Here is a 2,104-nt window from a genome sequence, read left to right on the forward strand (position 1 = left end):
GCATATTCTAAGTCATGGTATACAATTAAATAAAACTCCCTACTTTATAAGTGAATGTGATGTTCAAATTAGTTTATGTTTAAATAACACTACCTGTGCTATTGTCCCTAGAATGTTATCAATACATTTATTAGACAATCCAGAAATTTTCTTATTTCCTATAAAAGATTTTAATTATCCTTTAAGAATTGATATTGTTAAGAATAAATACATAGATCTACCACATTATGTTAAAGCATTTAATAATCTATTAATCGAAGAAATTAAAAAGATTCAAAAACTACTCTGAACTAATTTAAATATAAGTCCAAAAAATGCTCACAAATTTATTAGAAAATAGTATTTGCACAAAATAACTATATTTTGGAAATTCAAATCAATAAAAACAAACTCCAACTTACTTAGTAAATCAGAGTTTGTTATTATTAATCTTCTAATATTTTTAATCTTCTAATATTTTTAATCTTCTACAAATATGGAATGTTATACTTAAAATAACTGCAACCACACTTGCCAATACCATTCCTGATAGTTCTACATTTCCAACAGAAATTATCAAACCACTAAGACCTGTAAATAATATTACACTTGTCAAAATCAGGTTTGCACTTTTTGAATAGTCTACTTTTGCATCAACCAAAAGTCTCAATCCACTTGCCCCTATCATTCCATATAATAAGAACGTAACTCCTCCTATTACATCTCCAGGGATTGTTTGAATAAGTGCCGCTAAAGGTCCAATGAATGCCATACATATTGAAACTACTGCCGCTCCAGCTATTACTTGAACACTATATACTCCAGTAACTGCCATTACACCTATATTTTCTCCGTATGTTGTAGTCGGAACTGAACCCAAAAATCCTGAGACCATTGTAGAAAAATTGTCTGCAAGTATAGTCTTATCAAGTCCTGGGTCTTTTATTATATCTCTTCCTATTATGTTGCTTGTTACCACTTGATGACTTATATTTTCACTCATTATAACCAATGTCACAGGTAACATTGTCAAAATCGGTTCCCAGTGAAAAGCTGGCGCTTGAAAATGTGGAACCACAAATAAATTAGCTTCTCTTAATCCCGAAAAATCAATCATTCCAAAAAAATACGCTGTTATATATCCAACTACTATTGCTATTAAGATTGGTATTGTTGCCCAAAATTTTTTAAATAGAACTGAACCAAAAATTGCTGTTAATAATGTCACTGCAAAAACTATTCTGTCCGGATTAGTTGCAGTTTCTCCCATTATATTAGCTCCTATTGTTCCACCAGATATTGTCGCTGATGCCAATTGAAGTCCTATAAGCGCTACTACGGCTCCCATTGCTGCTGGAGGAAGAACTATATCTAACCAACTAACTCCCTTTCTTTTAATCAACCATGCAATAAGGCAACCTATTGATCCTATTGCCACAAATCCGCCAAGTGCATATTCAAATGGATATTTTGATAAAATAACTTGAGTTGGTCCTAAGAATGCAAAACTTGAACCTAAATAAGCTGGCACTTTTTTATTGGTTATCCAAATTAACAAAAATGTTCCTATACCATTCATTAAAAGTACAATACTTGGATCCATTTTAAATACTAATGGAACTAGTACAGAAGCTCCAAACATAGCAAACGTATGTTGCAAACTCAAAGGTATAAGCAGATTTAAAGGTACTTTTTCATCCACTCCTATAATCTTCTTATTCATTTCTCCCCCCATCTTAGTTTTTAAAAATTCAACTTTTTTTCAAACTTTCTTATGTATTTTACTCTATTTATTTTTAAGTCTCAATAATTAATTAGAAAATAATTCATTTTTATTATTTACCCCAACCATGCTAAATGCTAAATAAAGGTTTAATTTTTTAATAGAAATATTTTTATAATTTTTTAATTTATTTTATTTGCTCAAAAAAAGACCTTAGAATAATCTAAGGTCTAAGGCCTAATTGTTAATTAAATTAGTCGATAAGTTTAGAAACAACGCCTGATGCTACTGTTCTTCCACCTTCACGAATTGCGAATCTTAATCCTTCGTCCATTGCGATTGGTGTAATTAGTGTTACTGTGAATGTTGAGTTGTCTCCCGGCATTACCATTTCTACTCCGT

The 2,104-nt window shown here is 30.8% G+C and carries 2 protein-coding genes and 1 pseudogene; 1 reads left to right on the forward strand and 2 read right to left on the reverse strand.

What is annotated here, in order from left to right; genetic code table 11:
* Window positions 1-289 (forward strand): annotated as a pseudogene (locus HMPREF9129_RS12095) (LysR family transcriptional regulator); the annotation flags it as partial.
* A 153-nt stretch (window positions 290-442) separates the two neighbouring features.
* On the opposite strand, the gene uraA reads toward HMPREF9129_RS12095, so the two are convergent.
* Window positions 443-1,702, reverse strand: a complete 1,260-nt coding sequence (gene uraA, locus HMPREF9129_RS09885) for a uracil permease (protein ID WP_245946069.1) — start codon at window positions 1,700-1,702, stop codon at window positions 443-445.
* A gap of 253 nt (window positions 1,703-1,955) precedes the next feature.
* On the reverse strand, window positions 1,956-2,104 hold a 149-nt coding region (locus HMPREF9129_RS11210; RefSeq protein ID WP_004823259.1), incomplete at its 5' end, for an EF-Tu C-terminal domain-related protein.

It is taken from the genome of Peptoniphilus indolicus ATCC 29427, assembly GCF_000227315.1.
GTDB classification, from domain to species: domain Bacteria; phylum Bacillota; class Clostridia; order Tissierellales; family Peptoniphilaceae; genus Peptoniphilus; species Peptoniphilus indolicus.

What these genes read in the sequence shown, in the direction of transcription:
- uraA (WP_245946069.1), bottom strand. Translation starts at nt 1,702, where the DNA reads ATGAATAAGAAGATTATAGGAGTGGATGAAAAAGTACCTTTAAATCTG.